18 protein-coding genes, 1 pseudogene and 2 riboswitches are annotated in these 16667 nt (G+C 26.5%); of the genes and pseudogenes, 3 read left to right on the top strand and 16 right to left on the bottom strand.

What is annotated here, in order from left to right; genetic code table 11:
- Positions 1 to 370: 370 nt before the first annotated feature.
- From ACUN06_RS05660 to ACUN06_RS05650, 3 genes are all read right to left on the bottom strand, one after another.
- Positions 371 to 1009, bottom strand: a complete 639-nt coding sequence (locus ACUN06_RS05660) for a nitroreductase family protein (protein WP_291734290.1) — start codon at positions 1007 to 1009, stop codon at positions 371 to 373.
- A gap of 32 nt (positions 1010 to 1041) precedes the next feature.
- The gene (fliB, locus tag ACUN06_RS05655; RefSeq protein WP_331893265.1) at positions 1042 to 2199 is read right to left on the bottom strand and encodes a flagellin lysine-N-methylase; all 1158 of its coding nucleotides are present in this window, start codon (positions 2197 to 2199) and stop codon (positions 1042 to 1044) included.
- Positions 2200 to 2296: 97 nt separating this feature from the next.
- On the bottom strand, positions 2297 to 2911 hold the full coding sequence (locus ACUN06_RS05650) for a hypothetical protein (protein ID WP_291734293.1): 615 nt from the start codon (positions 2909 to 2911) through the stop codon (positions 2297 to 2299).
- Positions 2912 to 3330: 419 nt separating this feature from the next.
- Here ACUN06_RS05650 and ACUN06_RS05645 point away from each other — a divergent pair, with 419 nt between their 5' ends.
- Positions 3331 to 3558, top strand: coding sequence for a hypothetical protein (locus tag ACUN06_RS05645; protein WP_294162825.1), 228 nt, complete (start codon positions 3331 to 3333; stop codon positions 3556 to 3558).
- Positions 3559 to 3647: 89 nt separating this feature from the next.
- On the opposite strand, the gene ACUN06_RS05640 is transcribed toward ACUN06_RS05645, so the two are convergent.
- From ACUN06_RS05640 to ACUN06_RS05580, 13 genes are all read right to left on the bottom strand, one after another.
- Complete coding sequence (locus ACUN06_RS05640; RefSeq protein ID WP_294367028.1) at positions 3648 to 4334, bottom strand: TIGR00266 family protein; 687 nt, start codon at positions 4332 to 4334, stop codon at positions 3648 to 3650.
- Positions 4335 to 4720: 386 nt separating this feature from the next.
- Positions 4721 to 5338, bottom strand: coding sequence for an ABC transporter ATP-binding protein (locus ACUN06_RS05635; protein ID WP_412345502.1), 618 nt, complete (start codon positions 5336 to 5338; stop codon positions 4721 to 4723).
- Positions 5328 to 6257 (bottom strand): ABC transporter ATP-binding protein, encoded by a 930-nt coding sequence (locus ACUN06_RS05630; RefSeq protein WP_294127682.1) that lies wholly within the window; start codon positions 6255 to 6257, stop codon positions 5328 to 5330. The genes ACUN06_RS05635 and ACUN06_RS05630 overlap by 11 nt, the downstream gene beginning before the upstream one ends.
- Positions 6258 to 6266: 9 nt before the next feature.
- Entirely contained in the window at positions 6267 to 7133 is an 867-nt protein-coding gene (locus tag ACUN06_RS05625) for an ABC transporter permease (protein ID WP_294127665.1), read from the bottom strand.
- Positions 7126 to 8109 (bottom strand): ABC transporter permease, encoded by a 984-nt coding sequence (locus ACUN06_RS05620; protein WP_449390192.1) that lies wholly within the window; start codon positions 8107 to 8109, stop codon positions 7126 to 7128. Before ACUN06_RS05620 ends, ACUN06_RS05625 begins: the two co-directional genes overlap by 8 nt.
- On the bottom strand, positions 8102 to 9760 hold the full coding sequence (locus ACUN06_RS05615; protein WP_449390191.1) for an ABC transporter substrate-binding protein: 1659 nt from the start codon (positions 9758 to 9760) through the stop codon (positions 8102 to 8104). The genes ACUN06_RS05620 and ACUN06_RS05615 overlap by 8 nt, the downstream gene beginning before the upstream one ends.
- A 189-nt stretch (positions 9761 to 9949) precedes the next feature.
- Positions 9950 to 10291, bottom strand: a complete 342-nt coding sequence (locus ACUN06_RS05610; RefSeq protein ID WP_430392985.1) for a metal-sensing transcriptional repressor — start codon at positions 10289 to 10291, stop codon at positions 9950 to 9952.
- Between the two features lie 201 nt (positions 10292 to 10492).
- Entirely contained in the window at positions 10493 to 11101 is a 609-nt protein-coding gene (locus ACUN06_RS05605; RefSeq protein ID WP_294127654.1) for a trimeric intracellular cation channel family protein, read from the bottom strand.
- A gap of 52 nt (positions 11102 to 11153) precedes the next feature.
- A riboswitch (glycine riboswitch) is annotated at positions 11154 to 11230 on the bottom strand.
- Between the two features lie 3 nt (positions 11231 to 11233).
- A riboswitch (glycine riboswitch) is annotated at positions 11234 to 11319 on the bottom strand.
- A gap of 95 nt (positions 11320 to 11414) precedes the next feature.
- On the bottom strand, positions 11415 to 11852 hold the full coding sequence (locus ACUN06_RS05600; RefSeq protein WP_449390190.1) for a PIN domain-containing protein: 438 nt from the start codon (positions 11850 to 11852) through the stop codon (positions 11415 to 11417).
- Positions 11853 to 12012: 160 nt separating this feature from the next.
- Complete coding sequence (locus ACUN06_RS05595) at positions 12013 to 12183, bottom strand: hypothetical protein (RefSeq protein WP_449390189.1); 171 nt, start codon at positions 12181 to 12183, stop codon at positions 12013 to 12015.
- 406 nt (positions 12184 to 12589) lie between these two features.
- On the bottom strand, positions 12590 to 13030 hold the full coding sequence (locus ACUN06_RS05590) for an Hsp20/alpha crystallin family protein (RefSeq protein ID WP_449390188.1): 441 nt from the start codon (positions 13028 to 13030) through the stop codon (positions 12590 to 12592).
- Positions 13031 to 13761: 731 nt separating this feature from the next.
- The gene (locus ACUN06_RS05585; protein ID WP_291736117.1) at positions 13762 to 14724 is read right to left on the bottom strand and encodes a M28 family metallopeptidase; all 963 of its coding nucleotides are present in this window, start codon (positions 14722 to 14724) and stop codon (positions 13762 to 13764) included.
- 75 nt (positions 14725 to 14799) lie between these two features.
- The gene (locus ACUN06_RS05580; RefSeq protein WP_291736119.1) at positions 14800 to 15297 is read right to left on the bottom strand and encodes a P-loop NTPase family protein; all 498 of its coding nucleotides are present in this window, start codon (positions 15295 to 15297) and stop codon (positions 14800 to 14802) included.
- 290 nt (positions 15298 to 15587) lie between these two features.
- On the opposite strand from ACUN06_RS05580, the gene ACUN06_RS05575 reads away from it, so the two are divergent.
- Complete coding sequence (locus ACUN06_RS05575) at positions 15588 to 15740, top strand: aldo/keto reductase (RefSeq protein WP_366770625.1); 153 nt, start codon at positions 15588 to 15590, stop codon at positions 15738 to 15740.
- Positions 15741 to 16625: pseudogene (locus ACUN06_RS05570) on the top strand (aldo/keto reductase). It begins immediately after the preceding gene.
- Positions 16626 to 16667 lie beyond the last annotated feature (42 nt).

Raw genomic sequence — 16667 nt, 5'->3', positions numbered from 1 at the left:
TATATAGGTTATCTATTAGAAATTAATCTATTTTAGATGTATCTATCAGACCTCCCCAGGTAAGAACACGTACTTTCACCTCATATATCTGCCACATATACTTTCTCTATTTCGGATAGTTTAGGGCTTTACTTTGATATGCAAGTTCACCCATAGAGATAAGCCTCAAATGTGATTCGTATACCTCAGACCAAGGTTTTGCCTCCGACTTCCTTCAGATTCCACCTCACGATGGACACCCTTGTCCTTGGCTAATGGTTGGCACTATCAACCCCCATATCGGACTTTCACCGACGAGTACGTGCCCATGCTGGGCACACATAATAAAAAAATCTGAATATTTTTATTCAGATTTTTTTATGCTTAAAGACTATTTTATAAATGTAACCACTTCTTTTAAGTCTTTACGTGGTGGTGAATTAGGAACATCATCTTCTGATACTCCAAGTGCTATCATAGCCATTAAATTATATTCTTCTTTTTCAAAATTAATAAGATTTTCAATTTCCTTTTTTGAATGAGTAGGTCCAGTCATATAACATGTTCCATATCCAAGTTCTGTTGCAGCTAACAAGAAATTTTCTATTGCAGCTCCTATTCCTTGTGCTGCTGAATTAGGAAATCTTAATTCATTAATAACTTCCTCACTTGCATTATTATCGCTAAGTATTTTTTCTTCTATCATATAATATTCCTTTGAATATACAATAATTAATACTGGAGCATTTTTAAAACATGTATAATAAGAAAGTAAACTCATCATAATTTTTCTTTGCTTTTCTTCTTTTGCCATTTCAGCTAAGTTTATATGATTTTTAGTTACTATATCAGCTATTTTATTAATTAATTCATTATTTTGAATCACAGTAAAATGCCAAGTTTGCTGATTTTTTGGTGATGGGGCATGTATAGCTGCATCTAACATTTTAATAATATCTTCTTCTTTTACTTCTATATTTTTAAATTTTCTAATACTTTTTCTATTATAAATAAAACTTAAATTTTCCATATATTATCTTCCCTTACATAGTTATTTTATGTTTAATTAATTAATACATTTATTATTTCTTCAACTTTAAAAACATCATTTATTTCAAATATTTCTGCTAATTTTTCGATATTTTCTTCTAAATGTTCAATATCCTTTGAATACATATGACTTATATCTACTATATCACTATCTGTTAATCTACCTTCTTCAGTAAACTTTACAACACACAATTCCTTAATCATTAAATAACTTACTATTGTTGTTTTTATCTTTGCTAATACATCATAATCAAATACAGCTTTCATAAAGTATCTAAATATAAAATAAACTAATATATTCTCAAATTTATATATACATTCTTCATAATAATTGTTAAAAGATTCATGCTTTGATAAATATATTTCTTTATCTTCTTCACTTTGCCAAAAATATCTTATTGCATCATTTAATCCTAATGGATCATTTGGTGTTATATGCTTTAAATTTTTAAATACTTCAAAAAACTCTTTGATATTAATATATTTCTTATTTTTATTATTTTTATATTTATCTAATTCTTTAATAAATTCATTTATTAAATCTTCATTTGAAAATTTTTCTCTAACATCTTTTATTGCTGTTATTTCATTTTCATCAATTTTCTCTTGAACTTCATCAATAAATTTAAGTGTAATTGCAGCCCTAACATTTAAATCTATATTTCTGTCTTGGATAATATCTAATACAATCTTTCTACTTTGTAATAACTGTAAATATAAATTAGCATTAATATCATTATAATTGCTTATTTCTTCATTATTTTCACTTAATTCAAAAGTTGTTTTTTTTGAATTTCCTAAAATTATTCTTGCAGCTTCTGGACATGATAAAGAAATTCCAACTTCTCTTACTCCACCAAATTCTTCTATATACCTTGGATATTGCTTGCAAGTATAACAAAGAGCATCTTCTCCAACTTCTTTATATATATCACATAATTTATTTTCATTCAAAAATGGACAATTATTATCTTTTAATATAAATATATTTTCTCCACCTTCATGTATTATTTCCCTTCTTAATCTATCACCAAAATCCCCTTGAACTTTTTGATATTTTTCAAGTGCTTCATCATCAATTACTATTCCCCATCCAGCACAACATGTATCTTCACACTTTGAAGCTATGCATTTAAAATCCTTAAAATAATTTGGTACTCGTATTTTCATTTTTACCTCACATCTGATGTTTATTGCTTTTTAAATCTTTCATAAAATTCATTTTAATATTTATTAATTATAGTATCAAGTATTCTATGAAATTGATTTATCTATATTGATTAAATTCAAAATAAATATTAGCAAGCGTTCTATTTATGAAATCATTAGTTACATATGAATTATCAGAAAATAATAATCCATAGTCACTATAAAATCTACTTAACATAAGCATAATATAAAAATTAGTCATACTTATATTAATAACTCCTGTATAAAATGCAAGTATTGCATTAGAATTTGAAATTGTATATGTTAATGCAGGAACAAATGATTCGTTTAAATTATAATTACTTTCCATAACTTCCTTTATAAATTTATCAGCATTTTTGTCATCATGTATACTTACTTTTGAATCATATTTTATATTTCCTTTTTCAATTTCATTAATATATAATCCAATTAAAAAACAATATAATTCTATTTGAAGATTACCATTTGTTATAAAATTAAAAGTGCTTGGATTTAATGTATCATAGTCTACATTGTTAAGCATTGAATAATTAAATGTTAAAAAGAAATATACCCTATTCAAATTCTTATAAATAAATTTTCCATCTTTAACAAATGGATTATTACTTCCTAAAAATTCTGCACATGGAGGAATAGTAAAATTGCTAAATTTATTAAAATTACAACTTTTATATCTTTTCTTTTTACCCACAAACTCTCCTCCAAATTATATAACTTTATACTATTTTATGATTATCTAAATTAAAAGACACTTATATATTTTTTATATTTATTGCAAGTAAAAAATTTATTTATATCATATAATTTTTATAATATTAATTTTAAATATTTTAATTAAATTATAAATTTTTCCAAATAAAGTTACACAACTTTAAATTTAATAAAATTCCTTTAAATTTAATTATTACATATTTAGGATTTTTATTTTCTCACTACCACTATCTTATTATCACTAATACGTTTTTGAATTTTACTGATTTTAGGCTTATAATGTACTTGTACAAAGAGATAAGATATGTACAAAGAAATCATGATTATCAAATATTTTAAATAAGTCTTATTTAATATTGTCAATGTTAAAAATTAAAAGAAATGAAAGAGAGTGATTTTATGGTAATTTATAATTATGACAAATATCAAGACTACAAATTTGAATATAAGAAAGATCATATTTTAGTAAAAAAATTCTACACTAAGACAAGTAAATATGCACCATTTACTTCTATGATGTCTAAACCTGATTTAACAGAAAAGAAATTTGATGATATTTGTGAAGAATGGTATGCTAGAAGACACAGAGAAGAAGCTGCAAGAGCTGCCCATAAAAAAGCAAGCTAAAGATATGCAATTTGTAAATATAATTTCAAAAAAGAAACTGTCGCAAAATTTTTATTTTGCGACAGTTTCTTTTTTATCTTTCTTTTATCTTATTTATTATTTGATAATGGCATGTATGGCATTATTCTTTCTGCAAAACTTGGCATTGTCATTGTTTGAAGGTAAACTTTTCCTGGCCCTGTTAATGTTGTTAAAAATAGTCCTTCTCCACCAAATAGCATATTTTTAAATCCCTTTACCATTTTTGCATCATATTTTACACTTCTCTCATAAGCAGCTATATGTCCCGTATCAACTATTAGCTTTTCTCCATGATTTAACTCCTTTACAACTACACTTCCATCAATTTCAAGAAATACTTTACCTCTTCCTTTTACTTCTTGCATTATAAAGCCTTCTCCACCAAAGAACCCACCCTTTATACTCTTATTAGTTGTAACTGAAAGATTTACACTTGGTTCTGCACATAAAAATGCACTTTTTTGACATACATATTCTCTTCCATCAGATAAATCTAAAACTATTATCTCACCTGGAAATGTTGCTGATATTGTTATTTCACCTGGATATTTTTTTGCTGTATATGTTGCCATAAATATAGAATCACCTGATAACATACGCCCTATCCCCTTAAATAATCCCCCTTTCATATTTGTGCTCATCTCCATATTTTCACTCATCCAAGTCATTCCACCTGATTGTGTATAAATACTTTCTCCTTGGTTAAGCTTTATTGTTACCGCTGGTAAATTTCCTCCAAAAATATTATATTCCATTTATATCCTCCAATATATTGTTCCAAATCCTATTAAGCATTTTAATTAATTATATTATATAGTATCAATTACTCTTTATCAAGTTTGATTTTCTTTATTTTTAATTATATATTTCTTAATTTCCTCATTTACTCTCTTTAGAAGAATATATCCTCTATTTTTCTTCTATTTTCTAAATATATTTTTTATTATGTTATAATTCCTATTTAAAAAGAGAGCTAACCTATTAGTGAATAAAAATCCACTATCATCAACTCTCTTTCTACATTTTAATTTAATATATTTTTTATCACCATAAATAAACCTTCTAAAACTAATATCTTACTTAAATTTAAATAAAAAACTATTTAACTTTAATACTCTTATTCATTTTAATTTTATTAAATTCATAATTTATTATTTATTTTAGGTAATTCTATAATTCTATTGCATACTTTCCTAGCTAAATCCATATTATGAGTAACTACTAACATTCCTATATTATTTTTATGAGATATTTTCAATAATAAGTTCCAAATTTGTGCTTGAGTAATAACATCAAGCATGGTACTTATTTCATCACAAACTAAAAACTTAGTTTCTGGACCTAATACCCTTGCTATACAGAACCTTTGTAATTCTCCCCCAGATAGTTCATTAGGCCATCTATTTAACCATGATTTTTCTATTCCCATCTGCTCTAATAAATTATCATCTACATTCCAACCTTCATTTAGTATCTTATCCATCTTCCATCTTGGATTAATAGATTGTTCTGGATGCTGATAAATCATTTGAATTGGACAATAACATTTTTCAGGAGTTGGCTTTCCATCCCATAAAACTTCTCCCTTATCAGGCTTTATGTATCCTGATATTATTTTTGATAATGTACTTTTTCCATAACCTGATGGTCCAACTAATGCTACTCTTTCTTTAGAATCAACTGTGAAACTAACATCTTTAAGTATCCATTTAGAGCTTTTACTATACCTATAGCTTATATTTTTAACCTCAAGTAGCATTAATACACCTCACCTCACCATCTCTTACTTTTCTCATTTTAATCTCCATACAACATTCATCTGTTTTTAATGAACATCTATCTCTAAACAAACATCCCTTTGGAAGATTGCCTGCATAAGGTTGATACCCTGGCAACTCCTTAAATTTATTTTGTGGCAAAGCATCTATAAAAGCTTTACTATAAGGATGTCTTAATGCATCTTTTCCTTTTATAAAATCCTCAACTTGTGCAATTTCAACTATAGTACCAGAATAAAAAACTGCAATTCTATCAGCAACATTTAAAGCTAAATCTACATCATGAGTAATTAATAATACTCCACATCCACTATCTGCAATTTCTCTAAAATTATTTAAAGTTTCCATTGCAAGCTCTAAATTTAATCCTGGTGTAGGCTCATCAGCTATAATTAATTTTGCTTCATTCATTACAGCTGTTGCTATTAAAACTCGTCTTGCCATTCCACCAGATAATTGAAAAGGATACATTTCTGCAACTTTATCATCTAAATTATATTTTTTAAAAACTTCTTTTTGTCTTTCCTTATTACCATTAATTCCAACAACTTGCTTTCCTACCTTCATTAATGGATCTAAAAAATCTACTGATTGTGGTATAAATGCTATATCTTTTCCTCTTACTTTTCTTAAATACTTCTCATTTAATTCATCATTATAATATTTTATACTACCTTTTGTTTTTGAATTTTCAGGTAATATTCCCATAATTGCATGAGCTAAAAGACTCTTACCTGATCCACTTGATCCAACTACAGCTACAATTTCACCTTTCTTTACATCAATACTAAGTTCATGTATAACTTCTAAATCTCTTTTACTTAATCCCTTATTATACATACTAAAAGATACTGATAAATTATCTACTTGTAATACTGATACTTTTTCATTCATAGACATTCTCCTCATTTATTGATTTCCGCTATTGGGATTAATTAAAATCTTAAGATTCTCTCCAATTACATCAAATAAGATTACAACACTTAAAAGCATTAATCCTGGGAAAACTGCAAGCCACCATTTTCCTGTTGTAATGTGATTCATTGCTTCTGATAAGATAACTCCAATTGCAGGAACTTCTGCTGGAATTCCAAATCCTAAAAATGTTATTGATGCTTCATGCATAATAGCATGTGGAAATAACAGTACAACTCCAATTAAATATACTGGTAATACATGTGGAATAATGTGATTAACTGCAACTTCAAATTTATTTTTCCCCATTTTATAGGCTGCTTGGACATATTGAGATGATCGAACCTGAAGTACTTCTGCACGAACAAGCCTTGTAAGTGCAGGCCAGTGGGTAACTGCTACTGCTACTGTAACTCCCACTGTCCCTCTTCCAAGCATAAATGATATTAAAATTAGTAAAATCAAATGTGGAATCCCCATACAAAGATCAACACACCAATTAATTAATTTATCGTATTTTCCACCAATAATAGCGCAAGAAACTCCAAATACAAGAGCAATAAAAGAACTTACTATAGATGCAAGTATTCCTATTAAAATACTATTAGATAATCCCTTTATACATCTCCAAAACATATCTCTTCCCATAAAATCTGTTCCAAACAAATGCTGTAAACACGGACTTATAAATTTTGCTGAATAATCCACTGCATATTTATTTGAATTCATTGTAATTCCTAAAATAAATACTACTAATAAATATACAGTAGAAATTGCTACATAAAATATTATCTTAGCCCTTGTATTAGGAAAAATATTAAACCTACCTTTTCTTGACACTCTTAAGTGGCTATTAACCATTGTATTTTCCCTCCTTTAATCTTGGATCCAATACTCCATATAATATGTTTGCAATAAAATTACCTACAAATACAAATATAGCACTAAATATTGCAATCCCTAGTAATAAAGGAACATCACCATTTAATCCTGCTGCTGTTGTTGCTGTACCTAATCCTGGATAAGAAAAAACTGTTTCAGCTAATGCTATCCCTCCAAAAAGTTCACTAAATGAAGCAAATTGTTCTGTTATAGCTGGTAATGCTATATTTCTTAACCCATGTCTAATTACTAGTTGTCTCGTATTTTCCCCTCTCGCTTTTGCAAAAAGTATAAAGTCACTATTTAATATTTCTATTAACTTTTGTCTTGTAAATAATGTTACTCTACTAATACCTAATATGCTAAGTGTTAATGCTGGTAATATAAGATGATATATTCTATCCCAAATTGTAATTTTCAAAGATAACTTACCCATGGGTACTGCAAATCCTATAGGAAACCACCCTAAATATACTGAAAATAAGCTTAAAATTAATAAACCTATCCAAAATGTTGGTGCTGATTGCAATGCAAGACAAAATATTTTTATAATTTTATCAAATAAACTTCCTTTATATATACCTGCTAAAACGCCAATTAAAAATCCAACTATTCCTGAAAAACACCAAGCTACTAACATTAATACTATTGAATATTTAAATCTCTCTAATATAACTGTACTAACTTGCTGCTTATATGTTATTGATGTTCCAAAATCACCTTTTAAAACATTTTTACCCCAAGATGCAAACCTTTCTAATGGTGGATCATTTAACCCCCAATGATCTGCAATTTCCTCCTTTGCCTCTACTGAAAGTGTAGATTCTGCTCCAATATATGATGTTAATGGATCTATAGGCGAATTTGTAACTAAAATAAAAGAAATAATACTAACTCCTATTAATAATGATAACATTCTTAAAAATACTGAACTTATATATTTTACTCTATTCATTAATCTTCCAATCCTTCATATTACAAATAATTGGTGCACCATGTCCGTGTGGATGTGGTATTTGTGTGTTTATAGAAATATCAAGATAGTCATTTACAAAGTAGCTATGCTCAATATTTACAATATATAAATATGGATAATCTTCACTTGAAACTGTTTGTACTTCTTTCCACTTTTCTACTGCATCTTCTTGATTATTAGAATCTATAGCTTCATCTATTAATTTATCTACCTCTTTATTTGAATATCCAATTGTATTATCGTAATCACCACTTAAAAATAAATCAGAATAAAATAATGACTTTAATACTGTAGGATTATATTGTCCCCAACCCCATATAATACCACATGTTTTAGCTTTAACTGTAAGTTCATCCCATGTTCCTTGTTTAACATTTATTTTTATTCCCAACTCTTTTGCATCTTCTGCAACAGCACTTCCTAATAAATATCGTTGCTCATCATTAGATGGTGCATAAACATCAAATTCACAAACTATCCCATCTTTTTCACAAATTCCATCACCATTACTATCTATCCATCCAGATTTTTCAAGTATTTTTTTTGCTTCCTCTTTTTGATTATCATCATAAACTAAAGGATTTCCCCAAACTAAATTAGTTGTAAAACCAGTAGCTTTTTTACCTACACCATTTAATGCATTTTCAATTATTTGTTCACGATTTATTCCTATACTTAAAGCTTTACGTACAGCTATATCAGATGTAACATTATTACCTACTAATATTTCATTATCATCTTTATCTGTCATTGTTTGCTCTTTTAAGTATGGTAAACTAATATTACGTACATCCATAGTCTCAAGATTTTCTAAATGCATTCCATTTATTATTTCTTTAGAATAGTTTGGATCTACCATAACTATATCTAATTGGCCAGACTTAGCATTAGAAAAAGCTGATTTACTATCCATTTTTACAAATGTTACTTGTTTAATTTCTGGAGTTCCCTCGTAATAATCTTCATAAGCTTGTACTATAATTTGTTGATCTGTATTATATTGAATTACTTTCCATGGTCCTGTTCCTATTGGTGATTTATCAAAAACTTTACTATCATATGAATCACTTGGAACAATTCCTAACAATGCAATGGAATCAAAAAATGGTGAATATGGCTCTGATAATGTAAATTTAACTGTATAATCATCTACAGCCTCTACACTTTTTAATCTTGTAAGATCAACACTTTCATTATCTGCTTGATTATTTTTTACTGTCTCATAAGTGAACACTACATCCTCAGCAGTAAAATCTGATCCATCTTGAAACTTAATACCTTTTTTTAAATTAAAAGTATAAATTAATGAATCTTCGCTTATACTCCAACTTTCTGCTAAATCACCTTCATATTCTGAATTTGGATTTACTCGTGTTAACGCATTATTTGTAAACGAATATCCATAACTCATTGCTCCTTTAATTGGATCTAAGCTACTTTCAAAAATATTATTTCCAACATATGCTGTAATGCTGTCCTTACTATCATTATTCTCATTATTAGCATATGTTGAAATACTATTATCATCCTTAGAGTTATTTTTCACACTTGTACTTTTTCCATTATTACATCCTACAATGAGTAATGACATACTTACTATTAGAGATACTATCAACGATTTTTTTTTCATAAACTCCCCCGCCCCCTTACCATTTTATACCATAATTTTATCATTTTTACCAACTATCAACAACCTGGGTAGGGGGATTAATTTTATATTTTTTTATAATAAATAAATTTTAGTTTTCATAAAAAATATTATATAAAAAAAGAGAATTCCAATACGAATTCTCTTTTTTAACGTGGTATCATTAACTATTTATTTAATGAACTTAGCTATTGCTTTATTTAAATCTTCTATAGGCCTTTTATCGCCACATTCTATAGCTTCTACTATGCACCCTTCTATATGTTCCTGCAATATTATTTTACTTACTCCATTTAATGCTGATATAACTGCAGCTAACTGAATTAATACTTCACTACAATCCCTCTCATCTTCAACCATACGTTTTACAGCTTCTAAATGTCCAGCTGCACGAGATAAACGATTCAATATAGCTTTTGTACTTTCGTGAGAATGTGTATGTGTGTGCCCCTCTGCATTTTTATGAGTATGAGTAAATATCTTACCATTATCACTTTTATGAACATGTTCCATTGCTTTTGTACTATCCATGTTATACCCCCAGCTTATACTCCTATATAATTTATATTAAATTTTATATCAAGTTATTCTTTTATAAAAATAATCTCTATATTTAACTTATAACCCTTTTATTGTTAAATACTAAAACAAAAAAGATATGAGAGTTTTTCTCATACCGTACATCATTTTAATATTTAGTCTTTTTCTTAAATTTTATACTCTTTCTTTACATATTACTGGTAAATTTATGGTCTTATAATAACTTATCATTCTAATAAGTACTATAATTATCAAAGTTATAAATTGTGCTGATTCCATCCCAATTATAGGATATATAAACCAAAGTATAGTTACACCTATAACTCCTGCAATACAATAAATATCATTTTTAAAAATTTGCGGTTTTCTATTAGTTATTATATCCCTTAGAACTCCTCCACCAACTCCAGTTATACTAGCTGCAAATATAAATAACATAAAATTATAATTACTATTGATTGCTTTAACAGCTGCTGATACAAAAAAGGCAGCTAATCCAATTGCATCTATAAATACAAATAAATTCTTATATTTTAAATTTCCTTTTAAAAATATAGCTAATAAAGTTCCTGCAATAATAAATGGAATTGTCATATAACTTGTAAAAAATACTGGAATTCCTACATCTGAAACTATATCTCTAAGTACTCCTCCACCCATTGCAGTAATTATTGCAATTATATAAACTCCAAAAACATCAAATTCCTCTTCAATAGCTACTATTGCTCCTGATACGGCAAAAGCAAAAACACCGATATACTCTAAAATTGTAATATAATCCAAAAAAATCCCCCTTCTTTACTTCTAACTAGACTAATTATTAAAACAATTGCGTCTCTGTCTTTTTACCTGAAAGATTCTCCTACTATACTTAAGATTGCTTCGTCGGTGCTTTTAATAGTCTTTCCAGAGTTTTCTCAAAATTTGGTCCTTTTGCCTGAGAGTTTGCCGCACTTTCCCCTTCGGCTCTATATTTAAACAGTATCTCCCAAATTTATCAACGAAATACCTATAAATTATAATATATCCATAACTGCACTTCAATATATAAATTAGAAAATGATCTTATTTTATCTTTTCTTTAATATTTTATCTTTTAATCATTTTCAATATTATATAAATCACTTAATGATATTACTCTTTCTTTTTTAGCAATACATCCTCCAATTTCCAATAATGCTTTATCTTCTGTTACTAAAATTAAATTTTCATTAATATAACATGCAAATAGTTGCAAAAAATCATTTTCTGATAAATTATTATTTTTAAATTTTTCTTTTATTGTGTAATCTAAAATAAAGTAAAATCCACTTATATCTTGTTTATTAATTTTAAGAGCAAAAGGTAATAATTCACAAAACCTTTCACTTAAAACTTCTCTACTCCTATATATCTTAGCTTCTTTTACTGATAATTCCTTTAGTACTTCTTCTAATATTAAAAGTTTATTTTGCTTAATTAATTTATTTAATGTTTTTTCATCTTTTTCCCAAAGATTAATTATTATATTACTATCTAACAGATATTTTTTCATACTATATCAAACCTTTCTTATCAAAATAATATTTAGATATTATAAATTTTATTTTTTACAATATGGTCATTTATTAACTAAATATTATTTTACTTAGTTCGTTTTAATGTATCCACTACTTTATACTAACACCATAGATTAAAATAAGATTGTTCGCAAATTATTTATTTTCTAATTCACTTAATCTTTTATTTAATAAGTCTATATCTGATTTCATTTTCTTTTGATTCTTGACTATATTTATTATAAATATAACTATAGCAATTGGAATTGCAATAAAAATAACCAAATTTATCAAAGCAATAATTACTGTTAAGTTATTAACATCCATTTTTAATTCCCCCTCTTTTATAAATCGTATCTTAATACGATTGTTCATAAATCATTATATTTATTATACATTATAAATAGTAAATTAAAAGCATTTTTTACTTTTTATGCATATTAATCTTATAGTCTTAAAATATCTTATTAAATATAATGCTATAATAGTAAATATTAGAATATAGATCTTTTGAGATAAAAAAGCAACTGCAAACTTAAAAATAGGTTTTGCAGTTGCTTTATTGCTATCCCAGTTGGTTAGTTAGGAGTTAGAAGTTCATAGTGACAAGTGGCAAGTTACAAGTTAAGGAAAAAATTTAGCTTATGCTTAATTTTTGAAAATATAACTTTAAGAAATTCCTTATGTAATTTCAACCATAACTAAAAACTAAAAACTAAAAACTACTTACAGTTTATTCTATTAAAATCTTATTACTATTATTTTGTGTTAATTCTTTCTTAGGTAATTCAATATTTAAAACACCATTATCAAATTTTGCTTTAATGCCTTCTTTATTAACATTATTGATGTAAAACCCTCTAGAAACTGAACCATAGATTCTTTCAGGCCTAATATAATTATCATTTTTTTCTTCATTTTCATTATTTCTTGTGGCAGAAATAGTTAAATAATTATTGTTGTAATCAATATTTATATCTTCTTTTTTAACTCCTGGTAATTCAGCATGAATAATATATTCTTTAAGAGCTTCTTTTATATCAGTTTTGAAGTTTCCACCTGAATTGAATTCTGCTAACATATCACCATTAAAGAAATCATTAAACATGTCATTAATAGTTAATCCTTTGTTATTTCTTTCATTATTAAATTTAAAAGGTACTAAACAGAACATACAAAGACCTCCTTTATAAGTGAAATTCTAAATTTTAATTTAGTTAATTGAACTTACTCCTACAAACGAATGTGAGTAGTGAGTTTCATTTAACTAGTTTTTTGAAAGTTCAAAAGTAGATTTGTTAGCTTAATTGAGCCTTCTTATTGGGAAGCCTTTAATTACTTCTCTTATCTCTTTGTACAAGTATATTATAAAACAAAGGTCAAATAAGATCAAATTAATATTAATGAGAATATTAGAGTATAAGTGAGAAAACGAAAGGAATTAGTAATTGAAAATTAATTTCAAATAATTTTAATTAGTTTTGGAAAGAAAAAATATTATTTGAGGATTGAAGAAAAAATATAAAAAAGTTATATACTATATTTTACTCTTATAACCATAACTATTCCCCAAAATATAAAATTTGATATAAGTTTAATATCAGTTACATATCCTTTACTCCAACCATATAAAAACACTATCATAAATGAAACTAATAAATAAATCAAAAAATATTTTCTTTTTTCTAATACATTCAATCTTTTACTTAATTGAAATGTCAAAATTCATAATAATCATTATATTCATTTTTATATTTTAATATCATATCCTTATTACCTCCTATACTTGTACACCTAATAATAATAAATTGTTCTTTTATGCTTATAAACATTTTACCACAGATTACAAATTGCAATTTATCAAGTAGCTTTTAATACATAAAGCATAATTATTTACCTAATACCTTATAATGTTACATTTTGTATATAAAGAGATAGTATATTAGCAAGTTTCTCTATTTTTTCATAGTCTATCAATTCTGGAGTATCCTTTTCATTTAAAATAAATTCTGAAACACCCTGTTGACATATATGAATATTGGCATGATTATTTTCCTCAAATGCAAAATAATCACTTACCCCCATATTTTGCTCAAAAGCAAATTTAGCTTTTTCAGTAGGATAATCATCAACAAAATCTATATTATTATTATTAAAAATCTCTTTAATACCAGAATATAATATTTCTGAATCTCTAATTTTACTTAATTTTTTCAAACCTAAAGGATTAGAATTATATGAATCTTTCATTCCAACACAGTCAATATTTATATTAAAAACTCTTTGATATTGTAGTTTCTCAAGTTTTGTAACAAAATCTCTACTACCTGAAAAAAGAGCCATTTCCCCATTACTCATTAGAAAAATAACATCATAATTAAGTGATTGTTTTTTTGATGTATCTTCTAATAATTTAGCTATTTTAAGAACTGTAGCAACACCTGATGCATTGTCAACAGCTCCATTAAACCAAGCATCAAAGTGGGCTGTCAAAATAATAGCAGTACTATTATCTTTTCCACTAATCTTACCAACAACATTGCTAATATTTATATCATTACAAAAAAAATTATCTAAATATGATTTACCAAAAACAAATTCTAAATTTAATTGTTTATATAACTCATTAATATATTCAGTTGTTTTTCGATTTCCTTCTTTATTGTATTCTCTATCTTTAACTTCTTTTGAACATAGGTATTCAACCACTTCACTAACTGTAAATTTTTCCTCTATACTTTCTTCTTGAACAATATTATCACTTACAACTTTACTTTCATCTTGCTCTAAATTAGTATCATTGCAACTACATAATAAAAACATACTTATCACTATTAACACAAAATTTATTTTTTTTATTTTTATCATCTCCTCTAGCTATTAAATATTACAAATAAATATATATTAAAATTGTTCCTATAAATCTAATCGGCATATTGAAATTTATATATTTAATAGATTATTACTACCATTAGTACCTTTAATCAATACAACCTTATTGTTATATTTTTGCAATACACTCTTTATTTCTTCAATCTCTACAGTTTGAAATTTATCTGTCCATTTTAGCAAAGCTTTCAAAGAATTTAAACTTTCCTTTTTGCCTTCTTCAATTCCAAGCTTTCTTTTTATAAATCGTTTTATTATACGAAATTTATATATCATTCTAGGTACTTCTAAAATATAAATTATATCAGCATCTTCAAAACATTGCAGACACCATTTATAATATACACCTTCAATAATCCAACTATCTTTCTCAAGAATTTCTTTTAATAATTTATTCCTTCTATCTACGGGCATTTTTACTCCATATGTATTAGTTGTATTATCCCATTGTAAATTGTCCAGATCAAAATGAGGAATATTATATTTTTCAGATAAAACATTTGCTAAATACGATTTTCCTGTTCCACTTCCCCCAATAATATGTATCTTCATTTCAACCTCCATAAACTCCCATTTATTAATTAAAAAATAAAACTAACTCGTCTTATAATACAATTGTTCATCACTCATTATATTTATTATATATTAAAAACAATAAAACTAAAACAAATTTTACCTTATATACATATATTAGTCTTATACTCTTAAAATTCTTTATTAAATATATTTAATTTCTGATAAAAAAATATCTTCCAACTACTTGACTTAAAGTATACTTTATGATGTAAGATGATTAATATGAAATAAACTATTTTAGAACAAATAATTACAGGAGGATAAAAATGAAATATATTAAATTAGGTAATTCAGATTTAAAAGTATCCCGTATCTGTTTAGGCTGTATGGGATTTGGAGATTCTACTTCTGGTCAACATTCTTGGACATTGGATGAAGATCACTCTAGAGAAATCATAAAAAGAGCACTTGATTTATGAATTAATTTTTTTGATACTGCAATTGGATATCAAAGTGGTACTAGTGAGCAATATTTAGGTAGAGCACTAAGAGATTTTGCTAAAAGAGATGAAGTTGTTGTTGCAACAAAATTCCTCCCTAGAACACAAGAAAAAATCGATAACGGTATATCTGGTCAAGAACATGTTCAAATGATGTTAAACAAAAGTTTAGAAAACTTAGGAATGGAGTATGTTGACTTATATATTTATCATATGTGGGATTACAATACTTCTATTTATGAAATTATGGAAGGCTTAAATAGTTTAGTTAAATCAAGAAAAGTAAAATATATTGGAATCTCTAACTGTTATGCATGGCAATTAGCCAAAGCAAATGCCTTAGCTGAAAAAGAGGGATTTGCTAAATTTGTTTCAGTTCAAGGACATTATAATTTAATTTTTAGAGAAGAAGAAAGAGAAATGCTTCAACTATGTCATGAAGATAATATTGCTATTACTCCATATAGTTCACTTTCCTCAGGTCGTCTAGCAAGAATCAAAAATGACTCTTCGAAACGAGCTATTGAAGACAGTTATTCCAAAGGAAAATATGATACAACACAAGAGCAAGATTCACTTATTATTGAACGAGTTAATGAACTTGCAATTCAAAAAGGAGTTTCAATGTTAGAAATATCATTAGCTTAGTTACTTACAAAAGTTACTTCACCAGTTGTTGGAGCTACTAAATTAGCACAAATTGAAAATGCTGCAAATTCAGTTAATATAACATTATCTGATGAAGAAATTGCTTATTTAGAAGAGCTATATATTCCTCATAGGTTAGTTGGTGTAATGACCCAAAATACTATTGAAACTAAAAATAAGCCACATGTTTGGTCAATAGGCAATCAAAAACTTTAATATATCTTCTATAACCAAAAATTCTAATACTATAAATAGTGT

The sequence above is a fragment of the Clostridium sp. ETTB3 genome (assembly GCF_053571985.1).
The sequence above is the reverse complement of the archived record's forward strand: the minus strand, read 5'-3'. Positions and strand labels throughout refer to the sequence as shown.

What these genes read in the sequence shown, in the direction of transcription:
- fliB (WP_331893265.1), bottom strand. Translation starts at nt 2,199, where the DNA reads ATGAAAATACGAGTACCAAATTATTTTAAGGATTTTAAATGCATAGCT.
- ACUN06_RS05660 (WP_291734290.1), bottom strand. Translation starts at nt 1,009, where the DNA reads ATGGAAAATTTAAGTTTTATTTATAATAGAAAAAGTATTAGAAAATTT.
- ACUN06_RS05585 (WP_291736117.1), bottom strand. Translation starts at nt 14,724, where the DNA reads ATGATAAAAATAAAAAAAATAAATTTTGTGTTAATAGTGATAAGTATG.
- ACUN06_RS05580 (WP_291736119.1), bottom strand. Translation starts at nt 15,297, where the DNA reads ATGAAGATACATATTATTGGGGGAAGTGGAACAGGAAAATCGTATTTA.
- ACUN06_RS05630 (WP_294127682.1), bottom strand. Translation starts at nt 6,257, where the DNA reads ATGTCTATGAATGAAAAAGTATCAGTATTACAAGTAGATAATTTATCA.
- ACUN06_RS05610 (WP_430392985.1), bottom strand. Translation starts at nt 10,291, where the DNA reads ATGGAACATGTTCATAAAAGTGATAATGGTAAGATATTTACTCATACT.
- ACUN06_RS05620 (WP_449390192.1), bottom strand. Translation starts at nt 8,109, where the DNA reads ATGAATAGAGTAAAATATATAAGTTCAGTATTTTTAAGAATGTTATCA.
- ACUN06_RS05635 (WP_412345502.1), bottom strand. Translation starts at nt 5,338, where the DNA reads ATGCTACTTGAGGTTAAAAATATAAGCTATAGGTATAGTAAAAGCTCT.
- ACUN06_RS05590 (WP_449390188.1), bottom strand. Translation starts at nt 13,030, where the DNA reads ATGTTCTGTTTAGTACCTTTTAAATTTAATAATGAAAGAAATAACAAA.
- ACUN06_RS05600 (WP_449390190.1), bottom strand. Translation starts at nt 11,852, where the DNA reads ATGAAAAAATATCTGTTAGATAGTAATATAATAATTAATCTTTGGGAA.
- ACUN06_RS05615 (WP_449390191.1), bottom strand. Translation starts at nt 9,760, where the DNA reads ATGAAAAAAAAATCGTTGATAGTATCTCTAATAGTAAGTATGTCATTA.
- ACUN06_RS05625 (WP_294127665.1), bottom strand. Translation starts at nt 7,133, where the DNA reads ATGGTTAATAGCCACTTAAGAGTGTCAAGAAAAGGTAGGTTTAATATT.
- ACUN06_RS05640 (WP_294367028.1), bottom strand. Translation starts at nt 4,334, where the DNA reads ATGGAATATAATATTTTTGGAGGAAATTTACCAGCGGTAACAATAAAG.
- ACUN06_RS05645 (WP_294162825.1), top strand. Translation starts at nt 3,331, where the DNA reads ATGGTAATTTATAATTATGACAAATATCAAGACTACAAATTTGAATAT.
- ACUN06_RS05595 (WP_449390189.1), bottom strand. Translation starts at nt 12,183, where the DNA reads ATGGATGTTAATAACTTAACAGTAATTATTGCTTTGATAAATTTGGTT.
- ACUN06_RS05575 (WP_366770625.1), top strand. Translation starts at nt 15,588, where the DNA reads ATGAAATATATTAAATTAGGTAATTCAGATTTAAAAGTATCCCGTATC.